The organism is Blautia parvula (assembly GCF_020215665.1).
Classification (GTDB): Bacteria; Bacillota; Clostridia; order Lachnospirales; family Lachnospiraceae; genus Blautia; species Blautia celeris.
Genome location: NZ_CP084061.1, coordinates 4,944,281 through 4,960,611, shown reverse-complemented (window position 1 = coordinate 4,960,611; position 16,331 = coordinate 4,944,281). Strand labels below are relative to the sequence as shown.

Below are 16,331 nucleotides of genomic sequence, written 5' to 3'. Positions count from 1 at the left end.
ATCTTACTGGTATTGAAATACCTTCAGTTTTAACAATTCATAGTTGTTAAAGCACAACCTGGATGCTTCGTCTCCGTTAAGCCTTCTTCCCGCTTTCCAGCGTCCATCCACGAATTCCCCTTCTTCTAATGAAATGATGTCATAAAAGGTTTTCTCAGGATTTGCCGAAAAGGCTGTAATCATGCACCCATTCGCCAATATATAATACGTATCCCTGCTTTCTCTCAGGATCAGACACACGCCATCTTTACGCTTCACCAGCGGAATATTCATTATGACCTGGAATCCGAAATCATCAAACATCATGGTTTCTCCTGCCATATTCCCCATATCCGCAAATCCGCCGTTCGGTTCAGCCAAAGTCATATCCATAGTTTCTGAGCATACAGCCTGCAGCTCATCACTTCCATATTTATCTGTCAACAATGGCATCATGCTGTTCAGGGTTTTTGCGCACCATGCGTATTCTGATATATCCTGGGGAATCTGCAGTAATGGGTCTGTCACATCCACACCAAACAGATATGCTGTAATATCATCAAAAGGCTGTCCCATATCTTCAAAACCAAAAGGCGCAAAACAGGCGGCATGATAGTGTCCTATACTGTAAACCAGGCGGGGTGCCGCATGGGAGTGCACTGCTGTTTCCGGAATAAATAACGGATTTCCAAGTTTGGTATAAGTGTCGCAAATGTCACAAAAATAAGGTACATAGATATCCGGCGCAAACACATCAATAGCCGGAGCGGCGTATTTCCACACCTCCATCACCTTTGCGATTGGCCCGCCGGTGGGGTATTGCCCGGCCTCTCCCCCTTTATCAAGCCAGCAGTTCACAACCATCGGCAAATCATACTCTGCACGCCCTGCGGCTGCAACCTTTCCCACATAACCGGCAATATAATATGCGCTGAATACCTCTTCGGCATAGTCTCCAAATACATCCTTCCAGCTTCCGCTGTCCTTTCCTTTTTGTACGGCTTCTTTGATACCCGCTTCCATAGATTCTGTATGAGACTTCATATAAGAAACAAACGCTTCCGGCACAGGCTGCTCAAACAGGAAGTCTGCCTGGTCGGAATGTTCTCTGGCCGCTCCCTGCAGGCCTGTCTCATTTTCCACCTGCACAGCGATGACGGTATGCTCCTGACTGTCCACCTCTTTCAGATGCTTCATAAATTTTGCAAATGCTTTGGCATCTGCACGATTTGTCTCCTCTCCGAGATATGATAGTGTGGTATATTCCATCCCGTAAAACATGGAAAGCCTTGTTTTATTTTTCCCCTTTTCCACCTGGGCTCTGGGGAAACGTTTCATGTCCTTTTTCACCCATTCCGGAGCATACATACACTGGGCATTTTTCCATGTGCCGAACCACAGAAAAATAATTTTCATCTGAAAACTCCGCGCCTGTTCAATTAAAGTATCCACCAGTTCAAAAGAAAACTGCCCCTCCACAGGTTCCGTCAGCTCCCAGGTCACAGGCAGTAAAAGTGTATTGAGTCCCAGCTCCTCCGCCCGTTTCCAAACACTTTCCATATATTCTGCTGACGAAGAACTTGAGTTATGTACTTCCCCTGCAATGGCTATAAATGGTTTTCCATCTGCCGTTAAAACCGTTCTTTTGCTGTTCATACTTTTATTCCTCCATAATTTTATAGTATATATTTTATTAGAAAACCTTTTCCTATGCGTTCAATAATTCAATAAAATGTGTTATAATTTCAGCAAACATTCCATTTCATTAAATTCATAACATTTTAACGAATTTCAACATGAAATATCTGCCACTTCGCAGACAAGAGGAGGATTTCTATGAACACACCCGATAAAATATCTTTTTTCATGGAACTGATCAACTGTAACTACGACCTGTATATATGGGCCTATGATAAGAATCTGAATATGACGCATACAAACTGGACCGAAAGTATTTTTTCCGGCAATTTTCTCTCCTACACCGGTCTTTCCAAACTGGTGGAAGAATATATCGCTTCCGGTCAAAAGACTCCTCTCATTGTGGAAGCCGCCGGAAACCTCTTATGGATTGTGGGATTTGTTTACCATGGCACACTTCTGGAACAATGTTTTTTAATAGGACCCATTTACAGCGGCCGTGATTCCCAGATGCTTATGAGAAAACATCTGGACGAATATGATTTGACTGTAAAGCTTCGTTCCATGGTTTTTAAACTGTTTGAGCGTATTCCCACAGTCCCCACCAATATTATCAATCAATATGCTGTTATGCTCCACTACTGTCTGACGGGTTCCAGAATATCAACAAACGACGTAACCTATCAAAGCATTGTCCCCGCGGCGAAAAAAAACGATTCCATCACCTCTTCCCTGGAACACGCCGGTATCTGGTACGCGGAAGAGCAGTTGTTCAAAATGATAGCTGACGGTAATCCCAACTATAAAGACGCCCTGGCAAAGTCCGCGTCTTTAAGCTCCGGCATGAAGATAGATTCCAAAGATTCTTTGCGTCTCCATAAAAATAATACCCTTGTATTGCTGACACTCTGCTCAAGAGCCTGCATCCGCGGCGGTCTTGCGCCCTCTATCTCCTATGATCTGAACGATTTCTACGCGGCCAGAATAGAGGAATGTAACTCCATGTCAGAAATACAGAAGTTAAGCGAAACCATGCTTGCAGATTATGTTTACCGCGTGCGTAAATCAAAGGAAGAATCACATATCTCAGCACCCATACAGAATGCCTGTGCCTATATCAAATCCCATATAACAGAGCCTCTTTCAATTCATATGCTGGCCAAACGCAGCGGGTATTCAGAATATTACTTTTCCCACAAATTCAAGGAGGAGATGGGCACAAGCATTAATGATTTCATCTTGAAGGAGAAAATCGATCAGGCCAGGCTGCTCCTGTCCGGAACCACGGAAAATATTCAAACGATCAGCGATAACCTTTCCTTCAGCAACCGGAGTTACTTTTACACCTGTTTCCAGAAACTTGTGGGTATGTCGCCGAGCGAATACCGCGCGCAGAATCACAGAATATAATGGTTCTGATTTTAACTGTAATGTTTGGTTTTTCCACATTCAATTTTCTTTCCACGAATTTTTGTACATATGAGCGAATTTCTATACTACATACAAATAAAACTTCCCTTATATTTGTCTTATTGTTACTGAGCGCGGATTGAACAGTAACGTCTTATCATTTGCATAACGCAAATATATACAAAGAAAACGGAGGATTTATTTATCATGGCAAAAAAACAAAAGCTCTCGCAGAGTGAAATTGACGGTGTACAATACCGCCGCGCAAAACTCTGGCAAATTATCCTGATTGCATGTAACGCCTTTGTCGGCATGAGCGTCTACTCCCTCATCGGACTGGCAAGTTACACAGCCAGTCTTGGATTTGGTATTGCCACAGCAGTCGTTGGTGTTATCCTCACTTGGACACGGATTATAGATGGTATCACTGACCCGCTTCTCGCATTTGTCTATGACAGAGTAAACACACGGTTTGGTAAAATCCGTATCCTGCTCATCACAGGTTATATCATCGAAGCCCTGGCTCTCATGGCAATGTTTGTCTGGGGACCGGGAAAAGGTCTTGGTATTATCGGATTCACTTTATTTTACATAATCTATGTCATTGGTTATACCATCACTAATATGACAGCCCTTACCATCAATCCGTTAATCAGTAATGACCCCAAGCAGCGCCCGACCATCAGCGTATGGTCAACTGCACTTAACTATGTTGTCCCCATGGCTCTCAGTATTGTTTTAAATACTATCCTTCTCCCCAAATTCGGCGGAGATTACAATCTTGAATTCCTGGGTACTGCCTGCAAGGTATGCCTTGGCCTTGCCGCAGTTGGTATTCTTCTCGTATGCATCGGTGTATCAGAATACGATAAACCGGAAAACTTTCGCGGGTTAGCAGCTAAGAAGGAACACTTAAAACTCAAAGACATGGCTGAAATTTTAAAGCATAACCGTCCTCTTCAGTGCTATATCATCTCTTCTGCCTCTGACAAAATTGCACAGCAGACCACCTCTCAGGCCGTTATCGTAACCATGATGAATGGTATTTTGATAGGCAATATGGGACTTGCAACCATTCTCGGTGTTATCGGTATGCTGCCTTCTATTCTCTTTGCAATTGCCGGTGCGAAATATGCCGGAAAGTTCGGAAGCCAGAGAACAATCATCACCTGGACTCGTATCTGTATCGCAATCAGTGTAATCATGTGGGGATTTTTAATTGTGATTGACCCAAAAAAGATTGCCAGCGCAGGTATCTGTATGATTCTCTACGTAGTTCTTACCCTGGCGAAAAACGGTGCCAATATGTGTGTAACTACTGCTGGTACTGCTTTTATGTCTGATATCATTGATTATGAACAGGACCGCAGCGGCCGTTATGTTCCGGCGGTCGTTACAGGCATTTACAGTTTTATCGATAAAATTGTATCTTCTTTCTCCGCTTTGATTGCCACAGGTGCCATTGCATTGATTGGCTATACTTCCACTATGCCCCAGCCAACAGATGCCGCCACCCCAGCTATTTTCTGGACTACAACGATTATCATGTTCGGACTTCCGATTCTTGGCTGGATCTGCACTCTGGCAGCCATGCACTTCTGTCATTTGAGTAAAGAAGATATGGTAGAAGTTCAAAAACGTATTGAAAAGAAGAAAAACGCAACACAGACTGAAAGTGAGGAAAACTAAGCATGACCCGATATGTAACACCACTTAAAGACAATTGGAATTTTGTAAAATCAGCAGAGGATGCTCTTACCGCCGCAGCGCTTCCCGGGGAGACCGTGACACTTCCCCATACCTGGAACGCCATTGACGGCCAGGACGGTGGAAATGACTACCACAGGGGAACCTGCTATTACGTAAAAAACTTACCCAGACCGGAATTAAAACCAGGTGAACAGGCTTATCTGGAATTCCAGGGCGCTGCTATGACTGCTCATATCTATGTAAATGACCGGCTGCTTGCCCACCACCAGGGCGGATATTCCACCTTCCGCATAAACATCACGGATGTTTTATCAGAACAAAACACGATTGTTGCTGCTCTGAATAATGAAGACAACAATACCTGTTATCCGCAAAAAGCAGATTTTACATTTTATGGCGGACTTTACCGTATGGTGAATCTGATTGTCGTTCCGGAAACACATTTTGAACTGGACTACTGTGGTACACCCGGAATTAAGGTAACACCTCAGGTAGATTTGGAAAATCACAAAGCTTCTGTTACCGTAGAAGCATGGGTTTCGGCAGATGACCAGGTAACATTCACCGTGGATGGCCAGTCCCAAACGGTATTATCCGTTGAAAAACACGCACAGGCCACATTTATGATTGAAAACGTACACTTATGGGATGGATTAAGGGACCCATATCTCTATACAGCCAGTGCCTCTTTAGAAAGCGGCGATGAAGTAAGTACACGTTTTGGATGCCGAAAATTCCATATAGACCCTCAAAAGGGTTTCTTTTTGAACGGACACTCCTATCCCCTGCGCGGAGTTTCCCGTCATCAGGATTTCAAAGGTGTAGGAAATGCCCTTACCATGGAACATCACAAAAAAGACATGGAAATCATCCTGGAATTGGGCGCAACCACCCTCCGGCTGGCGCATTACCAGCACGCACAAGAATTCTATGACCTCTGCGATGAATGCGGACTGATCCTCTGGGCGGAGATTCCATACATTACCATGCACATGAAAAATGCCCGTGCCAATACGCTGACACAGATGGAAGAATTAGTGGTACAAAACTACAACCACCCCTCCATTATCACCTGGGGATTATCCAACGAAATCACAGCCGCCAGCGCTGTAAATGAGGATTTACTGGAAAACCACACACAACTCAATGACCTGTGCCACAAACTTGATCCTACGCGGCCCACGACCATGGCTAATGTATTTATGCTGGAGACAGACAGCCCCATCCTGGAGATCCCGGACATTAACAGTTATAACCTGTATTTTGGCTGGTATCTGGGCGAACTGGAACAAACGGATGATTTCTTTGATGAATACCATGAGAAATATCCTGACAGGGTGATCGGTTTCTCAGAATATGGTGCAGACGCCAATCCACAGTACCAGTCCGCCGCACCGGAAAAAGGCGATTACACAGAAAGCTATCAGGCCCTTTACCACGAACATATGCTGCAAATGATAGAAGCCAGACCCTATCTGTGGGCCACACATGTATGGAATCTGTTTGATTTTGCTGCTGACGGCCGTGACGAAGGCGGTAAACATGGAGAAAACCAAAAAGGCCTCGTTACCATGGACAGAAAACTCAAAAAAGACGCCTTCTATCTTTACAAAGCGGCATGGAATCAAACAGATACATTTGTACACCTGTGCGGCCGCCGCTATGCTGACCGTGTGGAAGAAACTACCGAAATCAAAGTATATTCAAATCAACCGGAGGTCACACTCTTTGTAGATGGCACTGCATTTGCCACTGTCTCCGGCAAGACCATTTTTAAATTCCAGGTACCAATCACAGGCACTCATACCATTACTGCCAAAGCAGACTCCTGCGAAGACAGCATAACGATAAGGCGTGTTGCAGAAGAAAATCCGGATTATATATTTGTCAAACGTGCTCCTGTCACAAACTGGTTTGACACAGATGACCTGAATCCTGACTGTTTTTCCATAAACGACCGCCTGGCGGATATCCGTGAAAATCCCAGGGCCGGTGCAATCATTGACCAGATGATGTCACAGGGTGCTTCTGAACGGGGTGACGTTGCCGACGCTGTTAAGGATAATCCGGCACTTCAGCGTATGATGGGCCGTATGACTCTGGTCAGCCTTCTGAAACAAAGCGGTGCCGATGATGAAAGCATCAAACAACTCAACCGCGTTTTACAAGATATAAAAAAATAACCCATATTTGAAAACCTCCCATCCCGGCAGTTAAGTACAGGAGCTAATGCCAGTACAGCACTAAATGCCCGGATGGGAATTTTTGAAGGAGAAAATAAATGAAAACCGATGCTCGCGTCCGATATACAAGGCAGATCATTCAGCATGTATTTATCGACTTATTAAAACAAAAACCTCTTGGTAAAATCACAGTAAAAGAGATCTGTGAAAAAGCGGAAATCAACCGCAGTACCTTTTATAAGCACTATGAGGACGTCTATCATCTCATGCATACACTGGAAGAATCCGCTTTGAATCAGTTGGAGTTATTATTGTTTGATTCTGCACAAAATGGAACGATACATGTTCTCACTACATTACTCACATCCCTTCTGGATTATCAGGACCTGATCACATCACTTACAGCCAACTCCCCGGACAGTGATTTCCCTAACAAACTGGCGGAACGCTGTTCCCGGTATGCAGTATCCCACCTGGCGTCCCTTGATGTGGATTATCTCAGCGATCCGGACAGACAATACGTATATAGTTATCTGGCCGGAGGTACCACCATGTTAATCGAACATTGGATGAAAACAGGCGCCAGAGAGGTACCTGCTGTCATCGCAGAAAAAATAGATGATCTGAATCAGCTTATATTATCATCTAATCCCAATGCTGCTACTACAGTTTCTGGCCGGATGGAGCTCTAGCTATTCAGCACCCGAAAATCTCTGCTTATCACTCCAGGATTTCCGGATGTTTCCAATGTGAAACATTTTTACTTCCGGCTGACAGCGCTCCGTCAACAGGAATGGCAGCGCCGGTAATATAACGTGCCATATCACTTGCCAAAAACAGTGCAAGATACGCGCACTCTTTTGGTTCTCCCATCCGGCCGGAAGGGCAGTCCTTTGCAAAGAAAGCCATTGCCTGCTCCGGTGCATCTCCAAATATACTTGTTTTGGTATATCCGGGACAAATGGCATTTACCGTAATATTATAAGGGGCATAATCAAGTGCAGCGGCTTTCGTCATTCCCACCACACCAAATTTCGTTGCCGTATACAGCGCCTGCCCCCGCTGGGGCAGAATTCCTGCGATAGAGGCCACATTAATCAGGAATCCTCCCTGACTGTGGGAACGAAGGATTGCCTCCGCCGCATATTTCATCCCTGCAAAGACTCCTTTACTGTTCAGATCAAAGATATTCTCATAATCTTCCATCCCATACTCATGCAGCGGAGTTCCTCCCTGCCCAATGCCCGCATTATTTACCATGCCATCCAATCTTCCATAGTGAGACACGGCTGTATCAACCAGCTTTTTCATCTGTTTTGTATCACTGCAGTCTGTCTGCACAAAAACAGCCTCCCCGCCATTTTCACAGATTGCATCTGCCACCGCCTGTCCCTGTTCCACACTTCTGGCTGCGCAGACAACTTTCATGCCGTTAGCCCCATATATCTCTGCGACCGCTTTTCCAATTCCCCTGCTTGCACCTGTTACAATTACAACTTTTCCTTCTACTGATTTAAATGTGGTTGTCCTGTTGATCTCGTTCATTTCTCTCTCCTTATTTTGTAATAGTGGCTGTTTCCTGTCCTCAACCTTATTTTCATTATATAAAGAGTCTATTTGTATCTCAATCATCAAAAAATCACCATATGTTATATAATCAACATATGGTGACACTTTGGTGAAAAAAGAAACAGATGGATTTAAATTGATTCCGTCCGGCAGGCAGGCCTAAAGAGCAAAAATCCGCATCCCGGCGTAGGATGCGGATTTTTGCTCTTGGAGTGTTGGTGAATTCAAATCAAATTTTATGTGCCGTTAACTAGCGGAGGGAACGGCACTTTAACAATACTGTAATATTTCCGGTCAACTTTTGGAGGAAGATTAACCGTGATATAATCATATACCATAAAAATACCTTTCACAAGCCGCCCCCCGGGTTAAAAACTCAAAAAAATATATCATTTTTTTCTGCCGGAAAATCAAGGTTTTTAGCACAGAACACTGCTTTTTTATGACCACATTTCCCCATCCGGGGGTTCCGAACTCTGCCCATTGACCGCCTCTATCTCAAACAAGGGAGACTCTGAATATAATTCCTTTTCCCATTCCTCATAGACTCTGCTGCCGATATCTTCTTTAACAGAAACATGACTGAAACCGATCTTCTGTAAAATATCTATATCCCACCTGGGCCTCATGGTATTTGACAAGGGCAGCATATCATAAAATGCCTTGTCTTCCGTGCAGACCTTAAACTCTTTTCCATATATCTCAAAATATTTTTCTTCCCGTTCTCTTACTCTCCGGGCCGTTTCCCTGTCATAAAACTGTCTATGCCAGTTCGCATCAAAGATCAGCAGTCTTCCCCCTAACTTTAACAGTTTTTTCCAATGCATATAAGCCTCTTCCGGCCTGTGAAGCGTCCATGTCACATTCCGGCTCACGATCCAGTCAAAACTCATCTCTTCAAAAAACGTATGATGTGCATCCATTTTATAAAAACGTGGATTCACATTTAATTGTGCTGCATTTCTTCGTGCACGCTCCAGCATTGCATCCGAACAGTCAATTCCAATCACTTCATTCCCCATATCTGCAAGTACTGATGCAAAAAAGCCGGGACCTGTTCCGATATCTAAAATCCTAAGATTTGTTTTTCCGCCAAGATGCTCTGTAAACAGCTCTTTCCAGGCACGAAATCTGTCATCCTGAAACTCCTGTTTTATATATGAATCGTATTCTTCAGCGTCACTCCACCAGTCCTCTATTTTCTCCTGTATGTTCACATATACACCTTCTTTCAAAAGTAAATACTATTTTATAAAATATAAAGAAATAGGCAAGCACAGCCAAAAACCACGTTATGGGATAAACCGCTGCCACCGCTTTGACCTCCTGCACACGGTCATTAAAAAAAGCCAGAAGCCCGATGCGTGCTCCGCATAATGTACTTAATATGACGAACATAGGTATAACGGAATACCCCATCCCCCTTATTGCACCTCCGAAAACTTCCATGATTGGATATAGCCAGTAAAAGGGGAAGGTTATCATAATGATCTGTATTCCATAAGAAGCCACTTCCCAATCCTTCACAAATAATAAGAATAAGGATTCTCTGCCCAGCATAAGAACACAGGCTATCCCTGCAACTATCCCCCCCGATATAAGTGCTGCCAAAGAAATCCCTTTGCGGATCCTCTTATACTTTTCCGCTCCTGCATTCTGCCCTGCAAAAGTAGTTGCTGCCTGCCCAAACGCCATAGCCGGTAAATACAAGAAATTTTCCAGTTTAAAATATGCTGCAAACGCGGCGACTGCATTTTCTCCATACCCATTTATATAATATTGAATTATAATATTGGATAGTGTGATAACCACAGACTGAATGCCGGAAGGAATACCCAGATGCAGGATCTTACCCAGCTCTTCTTTACTTATTTTCAATTTACCCGGCTTCAGCCGTAACTTTTCCTTTCCCTTCATGAGAACATATAAAACAGCAACCGCTGAAAAAGACTGAGAGACAACGGTAGCAACTGCCGCTCCCCGTACCCCCATATGCAGCACTGCTACCAATAATCCATCTGTCAGGACATTCAATATTCCGCCTGCCGCAAGGATATAGAAAGGAGTCCCGGAATCTCCATAAGCCCGGAGAATACCTGCTGCCATATTATACACGATCATCGGCACCATACTGATAAAATATATCTGTATATAAGAAACGGCATCCTCCATAACAGATGCCGGCGTATGCATAACACGCAGAATACTCTCAGAAAACAACAGACCTGCCAGCATAACAGCTGTTCCTCCGAGAACAGCTGTACAGATTGCTGTATGCAGGATGTTTTCCAAGCGTTTCCATTTTCCCGCACCTGCTGCCTGAGCAGCTGCCACTCCAGCACCAACAGAGAGACCCGTAAAAAGTCCAATCAGACAGGTCACCAGCAAACCGCCTGCCCCTACTGCCGCAGCTGCCTGTTTCCCCACAAAATTTCCCACAAACAGTAGATCCGCTGTGTTATACAGCATTTGCAGCAAACTGCTGAAAAATAATGGAAGCGCAAAAAGAAAAAGCGAACTTCCCATACTGCCATTTACCATATCCCTTTTTCTTTCTGCATCACTCATCCGGATCTCCTCTTTGGAAACAGGCAGTCATACGGCCTTCCCTCTCCTGCAGATCCGGAACCCGGTCCTTACACTGTGTACATATTTTCGGACAAAATTCATAAAAGTCACAGCCATCTCCCGCTCCCCGAAACGAACTGCATTCCGGGACTCGGTATTCATCGTCTCCGACAGCGGGCAGTACACAGGATAAAAGAAGCTGTGTGTAAGGATGCATCGGATGCTGCAATATGGCTTTTGTCTCACCCATCTCCACAATTCTTCCGCTGTACATCACTGCGATCCTGTCACACACAGATGACGTCAGAGCCAAATCATGCGTTATAAACAAAAATGACACTTTTTTCTCTTCTTTGAGCTTCCGGATCAGTTCCACAACCTGGGCCTGAACAGATACATCCAGTGCACTGGTTGCTTCGTCACAAATGATCAGGGCCGGATTGCAGATCAAAGCTCTGGCAATGGCTGTCCTCTGGCACTCTCCTCCGCTTAACTCCCCTATCTTCTTTTCCAGATAAGATTCTTTTAATCCCACATATTTTATCCATTCCATGGCGCGTTCTTTTAATTCTGACTTAGAATATAACTTATAATATCTGGCGCCCTGCATAACACATTCCAGCACCGAATAATGGGGATTAAAAGAATCTGCGGGATTCTGAAATACCATCTGCATTTCTTTTCCGGCCGCGCACAGACGCTTTCCCCCATTTATCCTTTTTCCCAGAAAAAATATGTCGCCTTCACTCTCCTTCAAAAGTCTTGCTGTCATGTTGGCTGTAGTGCTCTTTCCGCAGCCGCTTTCTCCCACAAGTCCCAGGCATTCCCCTTCTTCAATAGTAAAATCAATACCCTTTACCGCATGTAATGTTTCATTTTTACCGGTAAAATTTTTCTTTAATCCCCGTACCTCTAACAATGCCATAACAAACTCCTATGCTCTCAGATTTTATCCATATGTCTGCAGGCAATCCAATGTTCCTCTGACAAAAAAATCTTCTCCGGCCTGCCGCTACAGACGGCCGTCCTTTTTCCGCATCTTGGCGCAAAGGGGCACCCTGTCCTTTTTTCTGAAAATTCCGGCGGCCTCCCGGCAATCCCCTTAGGTATGCTGCCATCCATTCTGGGGATTGCATTGATGAGCGCTTTCGTATACGGATGCCCTGGGGAATGCAGAACCTCCCCGGCAGTTCCCCATTCCACAATATTTCCGCTGTACATCACTGCGATTTTATCCGCAAGCTGGGCAATCACCCCCATATTATGAGAGACAACTATCATGGACGTACCAAATTCTTCCCGCAGATACTGCATCAGTGCCACAACCTGTGCCTGCGCGGTTACATCCAGAGCACTTGTGGGCTCATCCGCCAGAATCAGTCTGGGCTGGTTCATCATGGCAGCGGCAATGGCTATCCTCTGGCACATACCCCCGCTTAATTCAAATGGGTATGATTTCCAGATACGGTCCACATCTGCCAGCCTGACTTTTTTCATCAGGTCCTTTGCCCTTTTTTCACATTCTTTTTTTGTGATCCTGCTGTGCATACGCACAGTCTCATAAAAAAGATTCCCTATTGTCTTCATTGGATCCATAGAAAGTGCTGCATTCTGAAAAACTACAGCGATCTCATTTCCGCGTATACACCGGATTTCTTCCTCTGACAAGTCTCCCAGCCGGCGGTCTCTGAATATGACTTCACCGCTGTCTATTACAGCTTTCTTTTCCAACATTAAGAGAGACTGTAAAAGGGTGCTCTTTCCGCAGCCGCTTTCGCCTACAATACCGATGATTTCTTTTTCCTTTACTTCAAATTCCGCATCTTTTACTATAGGAATTCCTTCATATGATATGCAGAGTTTCTTTACTCTTAGCACGTATCAGTCCTCACTCTTTCTATTTTTGAATATAAACCTCAGCATCCAGCAGATAGTATTCCGAAGGATTGGTTTTCAGACCTTTCAGTGAACTACCCATCACATAAATATATTTGGAATGCCCCACCACAATATATCCTGCATCATCAATAATCTTCTGCTGAATCTGTTTTGTGAGTTCTGTACGCTTTTCCTGGTCAAACTCACTGTCAAGCTGGTCGATCAGCGCATCCACTTCTGTATTGGAATAGTGCCCGTAATTACTGCTTCCGTCGGTTTTAAACGCAATATCAGCAAAGTAACCAGGGTCACCGGTAGGTGTCATGGTAAAGCTGATCATCATCAGATCGAAATCTCCGCTTTTCTGCTGTTCCGCCACAGATTCATAGACTTCAACCTGCAGATCAATACCAATTTCTTTCAGTTTGGAAGACATCTCTTCACAAAAATTAGGCAGTTCTGCCTTTGTACTGTATGTGACCATCCTGAGAGATATATTTTTTCCGTCTTTATCCAGTATGCCGTCACCGTCACTGTCGCTATATCCCCCTTCTTTTAAAAGCTCTTTTGCCCCGTTTAAATCATATTCTATACACTCGCCGTCAGATCCTCCAAATGCCATAAAGTCCGGGTAAAGCTGTGAGGCAGGCACTGAAGCTCCTTTGTTCAGTACATTGGCATAACTTTCCTTGTCAATGCTCATACTGATCGCCTTTCTCACATGAATATCCTGAATGAATTCATTATCGTAATTCATGAAAATCACCTGACCTCTGGAACCGGCTACTCCGTCTACATTATATTTGGCATCATCCTTTTCAAAAAGCTCCAGGCTTGTTGCAGGAATACTCACGGACAGATCGCTTTCCCCGCTCTGCTGTGCCATGGCCAGAGCATTTGCATCCGCGATCACATGGAAAACAGCCCCCTCCAATTTGGGTGTACCGCCCCAGTAATCCGTGTACTGTTCAACCTCTAAAGTTCCTTTTACCTCATAACTTACCGGCATAAAAGGACCTGTTCCCACCGGTTTTTCCGCTATATCACCATCAGCCTCCACATCTATAATTCCCGTAAGCGGCTCAGACAGGCTCGTAATAAATGACGGCACAGCTTTTGTGGTCTTTACTGTCAGAGTCTGCCCGTCTGCCTGCATGGAATCAATGAATAACAGTTCATTTAATCTTGCATTGATCTCCATGGTCCTTTCCCAGCATTTTTTAACAGTCTCGGCTGTCATCTTATTACCATTTTGAAAGGTAACATCATCTCTTAATTTTATGACCCAGGTGGTATCATCCTGCATCTCACATGACTCTGCCAAAAACGGCTGTGCAGTCAGCGTATCATCCAGCTTAAATAATGTTTCCGTAATTCCATATCTGGACGTATACCAGCTGTTCCAGCTGTCTGCCAGATCCAGGCTTGTGGGGCATTGGGTATCGGCGAATACCGCTTTCTCTTTTGTTCCTTCCTCTTTCACCGCAGTATCTCCCGCAGTATCTCCCCCGGACGCTCCGCATCCCGTTCCCAGTAATAATACGCTCATAAGCAGCGCTGTTAATTTTATCATTCTGTTTTTCATTTTCTTATTCTCCTCTTGTATATTTTTATCTGTCCAATATGTCTCTTAACTTGTCACCAAATAAATTAAAGAGTACAGAGACAACAAAGATTGCAATGCCCGGTATGATAACCAGCCTGGTCTCTGTCTGCAGATAATCCTTTCCTATATTCATCATAGCTCCCCATTCGGACATGGGAGACTTCACACCTACTCCCAGGTAAGACAGTGCTGCAACTTCCATGATCATGGATGATATCCCCAGGCTTGCATTCACCACAAGTGTTGGCAGGACATTTGGCAGAACATGATGAAACATAATCTGTAATCTGGATTCGCCGCACACCTTTGCGGCCTTTATATAAGTACGCTGTTTCACACCGCGGCTTAAATTTCTTGATATTCTGGCATATTCCGCCCACTCTACCAGACATAACGCCAGTATTGTATTTTTTATCCCAATTCCCAGAACGCCGGCTATAGCAATAGCGAGGATGAATTTAGGAAATGCCTGCATGATCGTTATGATCTTTGTGAGTACCATATCGACTGCGCCGCCCAGATACCCGGCAGTCACACCGATGGCAGTTCCGATAAAAAACACAATACCAATAATACACAAACTGCTGAAAATAGAAACTCTGGCTCCATATAAGATCCTGGATAATACACACCGTCCCAATGGATCTGTGCCAAGCGGAAATTCTTTATCAGGCTTTATTAACGCAAGTGTCAGCTCTGTTTTAAAGGGATCGTTTGGCGCAAGTACCGGAGCCAGAAGCGCAGCCAAAAGCAATATCACGATCAAACCAATGAGTATGTAAAAAGATATTTCCTCTGTTTTCTTTCTCTTCATCCCTTTCTCCTCAATCTTGTTTTATTCTTGGATCAATCATACTGCAGATCACATCCACCAAAAAATTCAATGCCAAAAAAATCAATGCCACCCAAAGTACAAATCCCTGTATCACAAAATAATCCAGGCGCGCAACAGATTCCACTGCCAGTTTTCCCAGTCCGTCCCATGAGAAAATTGTTTCAACCACTGCAGCGCCGCCCAGCAGAATCCCAAGATAGATACTTACCCATGTGAGAACAGGTATCATGGCATTTTTAAGCACATGGCTGAACAGGATCCGGCTTTTCTTAACTCCTCTGGCCACTGCCCCTTTCACATATTCCTGGTTTAACTGTTCCAGAATGACTGCACGGACCTGTCTTGTCAGCCTGGAAGAACATTGAATCACAAATACCGCCACAGGCAGTACCATCCCTTTTACATCTGTGTCAGCGATAACCGGAAATATGGATAATTTAAGACAAAACAGCCATAAAAGGACCAGGGACGTAAAAAAAGTCGGAAGGGAGATCCCAAGGAAAGAAACACTCCTGATCATATTATCCAGCCATCTATCCTTGTACACTGCACAGCCAATCCCCAGAGGAACTGAAATGAGCATGGTGAGAAACAGTGATACAAAAGCGATCATTATGGTCGGCATAACCCTTCTCTGCAGTTCTGAAACAACCGGCTGTCCTGTAGTAAAAGATTCACCCAAATCTCCATAACATACTTTTTTCAGCCACATCCCGTATTGGATCAAAAACGGTTTATCCAGGCCCATCTTTTCCTCCTGCGCTTTCACAGCCTCCTGGGAGATCTGGCCCACATTTCCATCCCCTCCGGTCAGCCATATCTCGGCAGGATTTCCCGGAGATAAATGCAGGATCAGAAAACTAATGAAGGTTATTCCTATTAATACGATCAGGGACTGCAAAAGACTGCTGAATATTTTCTTGATGACACGATTTCGCTTTTTCATTTCGTACCC

At 44.4% G+C, this 16,331-nt stretch carries 13 protein-coding genes; 4 read left to right on the top strand and 9 right to left on the bottom strand.

What is annotated here, in order from left to right; translation table 11 throughout:
* Positions 1-3 precede the first annotated feature (3 nt).
* On the bottom strand, positions 4-1,635 hold the full coding sequence (locus tag LC508_RS22715; protein ID WP_103731055.1) for a GH35 family beta-galactosidase: 1,632 nt from the start codon (positions 1,633-1,635) through the stop codon (positions 4-6).
* A 180-nt stretch (positions 1,636-1,815) separates the two neighbouring features.
* On the opposite strand from LC508_RS22715, the gene LC508_RS22710 reads away from it, so the two are divergent.
* From LC508_RS22710 to LC508_RS22695, 4 genes are all read left to right on the top strand, one after another.
* Positions 1,816-3,027, top strand: a complete 1,212-nt coding sequence (locus tag LC508_RS22710) for a helix-turn-helix transcriptional regulator (protein WP_054350590.1) — start codon at positions 1,816-1,818, stop codon at positions 3,025-3,027.
* Positions 3,028-3,234: 207 nt separating this feature from the next.
* Positions 3,235-4,716: an MFS transporter gene (locus LC508_RS22705; RefSeq protein WP_103731054.1), complete on the top strand. Its 1,482-nt coding sequence runs from the start codon at positions 3,235-3,237 to the stop codon at positions 4,714-4,716.
* A gap of 2 nt (positions 4,717-4,718) precedes the next feature.
* Complete coding sequence (locus LC508_RS22700; RefSeq protein ID WP_103731053.1) at positions 4,719-6,920, top strand: glycoside hydrolase family 2 protein; 2,202 nt, start codon at positions 4,719-4,721, stop codon at positions 6,918-6,920.
* 98 nt (positions 6,921-7,018) lie between these two features.
* Positions 7,019-7,612 carry a TetR/AcrR family transcriptional regulator gene (locus LC508_RS22695; RefSeq protein ID WP_103731052.1) on the top strand — a complete coding sequence of 198 codons (594 nt, stop codon included), beginning with the start codon at positions 7,019-7,021 and terminating at the stop codon, positions 7,610-7,612.
* Between the two features lie 28 nt (positions 7,613-7,640).
* On the opposite strand, the gene LC508_RS22690 is transcribed toward LC508_RS22695, so the two are convergent.
* The 8 genes from LC508_RS22690 to LC508_RS22655 all read right to left on the bottom strand — a co-directional run bounded on the left by LC508_RS22690 (position 7,641) and on the right by LC508_RS22655 (position 16,322).
* Positions 7,641-8,465 carry an SDR family NAD(P)-dependent oxidoreductase gene (locus LC508_RS22690; RefSeq protein WP_103731051.1) on the bottom strand — a complete coding sequence of 275 codons (825 nt, stop codon included), beginning with the start codon at positions 8,463-8,465 and terminating at the stop codon, positions 7,641-7,643.
* A 464-nt stretch (positions 8,466-8,929) separates the two neighbouring features.
* On the bottom strand, positions 8,930-9,706 hold the full coding sequence (locus LC508_RS22685) for a class I SAM-dependent methyltransferase (RefSeq protein WP_158587257.1): 777 nt from the start codon (positions 9,704-9,706) through the stop codon (positions 8,930-8,932).
* The gene (locus tag LC508_RS22680) at positions 9,669-11,057 is read right to left on the bottom strand and encodes an MATE family efflux transporter (protein WP_103731049.1); all 1,389 of its coding nucleotides are present in this window, start codon (positions 11,055-11,057) and stop codon (positions 9,669-9,671) included. Before LC508_RS22680 ends, LC508_RS22685 begins: the two co-directional genes overlap by 38 nt.
* Positions 11,050-11,982 (bottom strand): ABC transporter ATP-binding protein, encoded by a 933-nt coding sequence (locus LC508_RS22675; protein WP_103731048.1) that lies wholly within the window; start codon positions 11,980-11,982, stop codon positions 11,050-11,052. The genes LC508_RS22680 and LC508_RS22675 overlap by 8 nt, the downstream gene beginning before the upstream one ends.
* 17 nt (positions 11,983-11,999) lie before the next feature.
* Complete coding sequence (locus LC508_RS22670) at positions 12,000-12,935, bottom strand: ABC transporter ATP-binding protein (protein WP_103731047.1); 936 nt, start codon at positions 12,933-12,935, stop codon at positions 12,000-12,002.
* 19 nt (positions 12,936-12,954) lie between these two features.
* Complete coding sequence (locus LC508_RS22665; protein ID WP_054350580.1) at positions 12,955-14,520, bottom strand: ABC transporter substrate-binding protein; 1,566 nt, start codon at positions 14,518-14,520, stop codon at positions 12,955-12,957.
* 25 nt (positions 14,521-14,545) lie between these two features.
* Positions 14,546-15,355 (bottom strand): ABC transporter permease, encoded by an 810-nt coding sequence (locus tag LC508_RS22660; RefSeq protein WP_103731046.1) that lies wholly within the window; start codon positions 15,353-15,355, stop codon positions 14,546-14,548.
* Between the two features lie 10 nt (positions 15,356-15,365).
* Positions 15,366-16,322, bottom strand: coding sequence for an ABC transporter permease (locus LC508_RS22655; protein ID WP_103731045.1), 957 nt, complete (start codon positions 16,320-16,322; stop codon positions 15,366-15,368).
* Between the last annotated feature and the right edge of the window lie 9 nt (positions 16,323-16,331).

Bases quoted from the DNA above. Each gene is read 5' to 3' on its own strand.
- LC508_RS22695 (WP_103731052.1), top strand. From the start codon at position 7,019: ATGAAAACCGATGCTCGCGTCCGATATACAAGGCAGATCATTCAGCAT.
- LC508_RS22660 (WP_103731046.1), bottom strand. From the start codon at position 15,355: ATGAAGAGAAAGAAAACAGAGGAAATATCTTTTTACATACTCATTGGT.
- LC508_RS22690 (WP_103731051.1), bottom strand. From the start codon at position 8,465: ATGAACGAGATCAACAGGACAACCACATTTAAATCAGTAGAAGGAAAA.
- LC508_RS22705 (WP_103731054.1), top strand. From the start codon at position 3,235: ATGGCAAAAAAACAAAAGCTCTCGCAGAGTGAAATTGACGGTGTACAA.
- LC508_RS22665 (WP_054350580.1), bottom strand. From the start codon at position 14,520: ATGAAAAACAGAATGATAAAATTAACAGCGCTGCTTATGAGCGTATTA.
- LC508_RS22655 (WP_103731045.1), bottom strand. From the start codon at position 16,322: ATGAAAAAGCGAAATCGTGTCATCAAGAAAATATTCAGCAGTCTTTTG.
- LC508_RS22700 (WP_103731053.1), top strand. From the start codon at position 4,719: ATGACCCGATATGTAACACCACTTAAAGACAATTGGAATTTTGTAAAA.
- LC508_RS22680 (WP_103731049.1), bottom strand. From the start codon at position 11,057: ATGAGTGATGCAGAAAGAAAAAGGGATATGGTAAATGGCAGTATGGGA.
- LC508_RS22715 (WP_103731055.1), bottom strand. From the start codon at position 1,635: ATGAACAGCAAAAGAACGGTTTTAACGGCAGATGGAAAACCATTTATA.
- LC508_RS22710 (WP_054350590.1), top strand. From the start codon at position 1,816: ATGAACACACCCGATAAAATATCTTTTTTCATGGAACTGATCAACTGT.
- LC508_RS22675 (WP_103731048.1), bottom strand. From the start codon at position 11,982: ATGGCATTGTTAGAGGTACGGGGATTAAAGAAAAATTTTACCGGTAAA.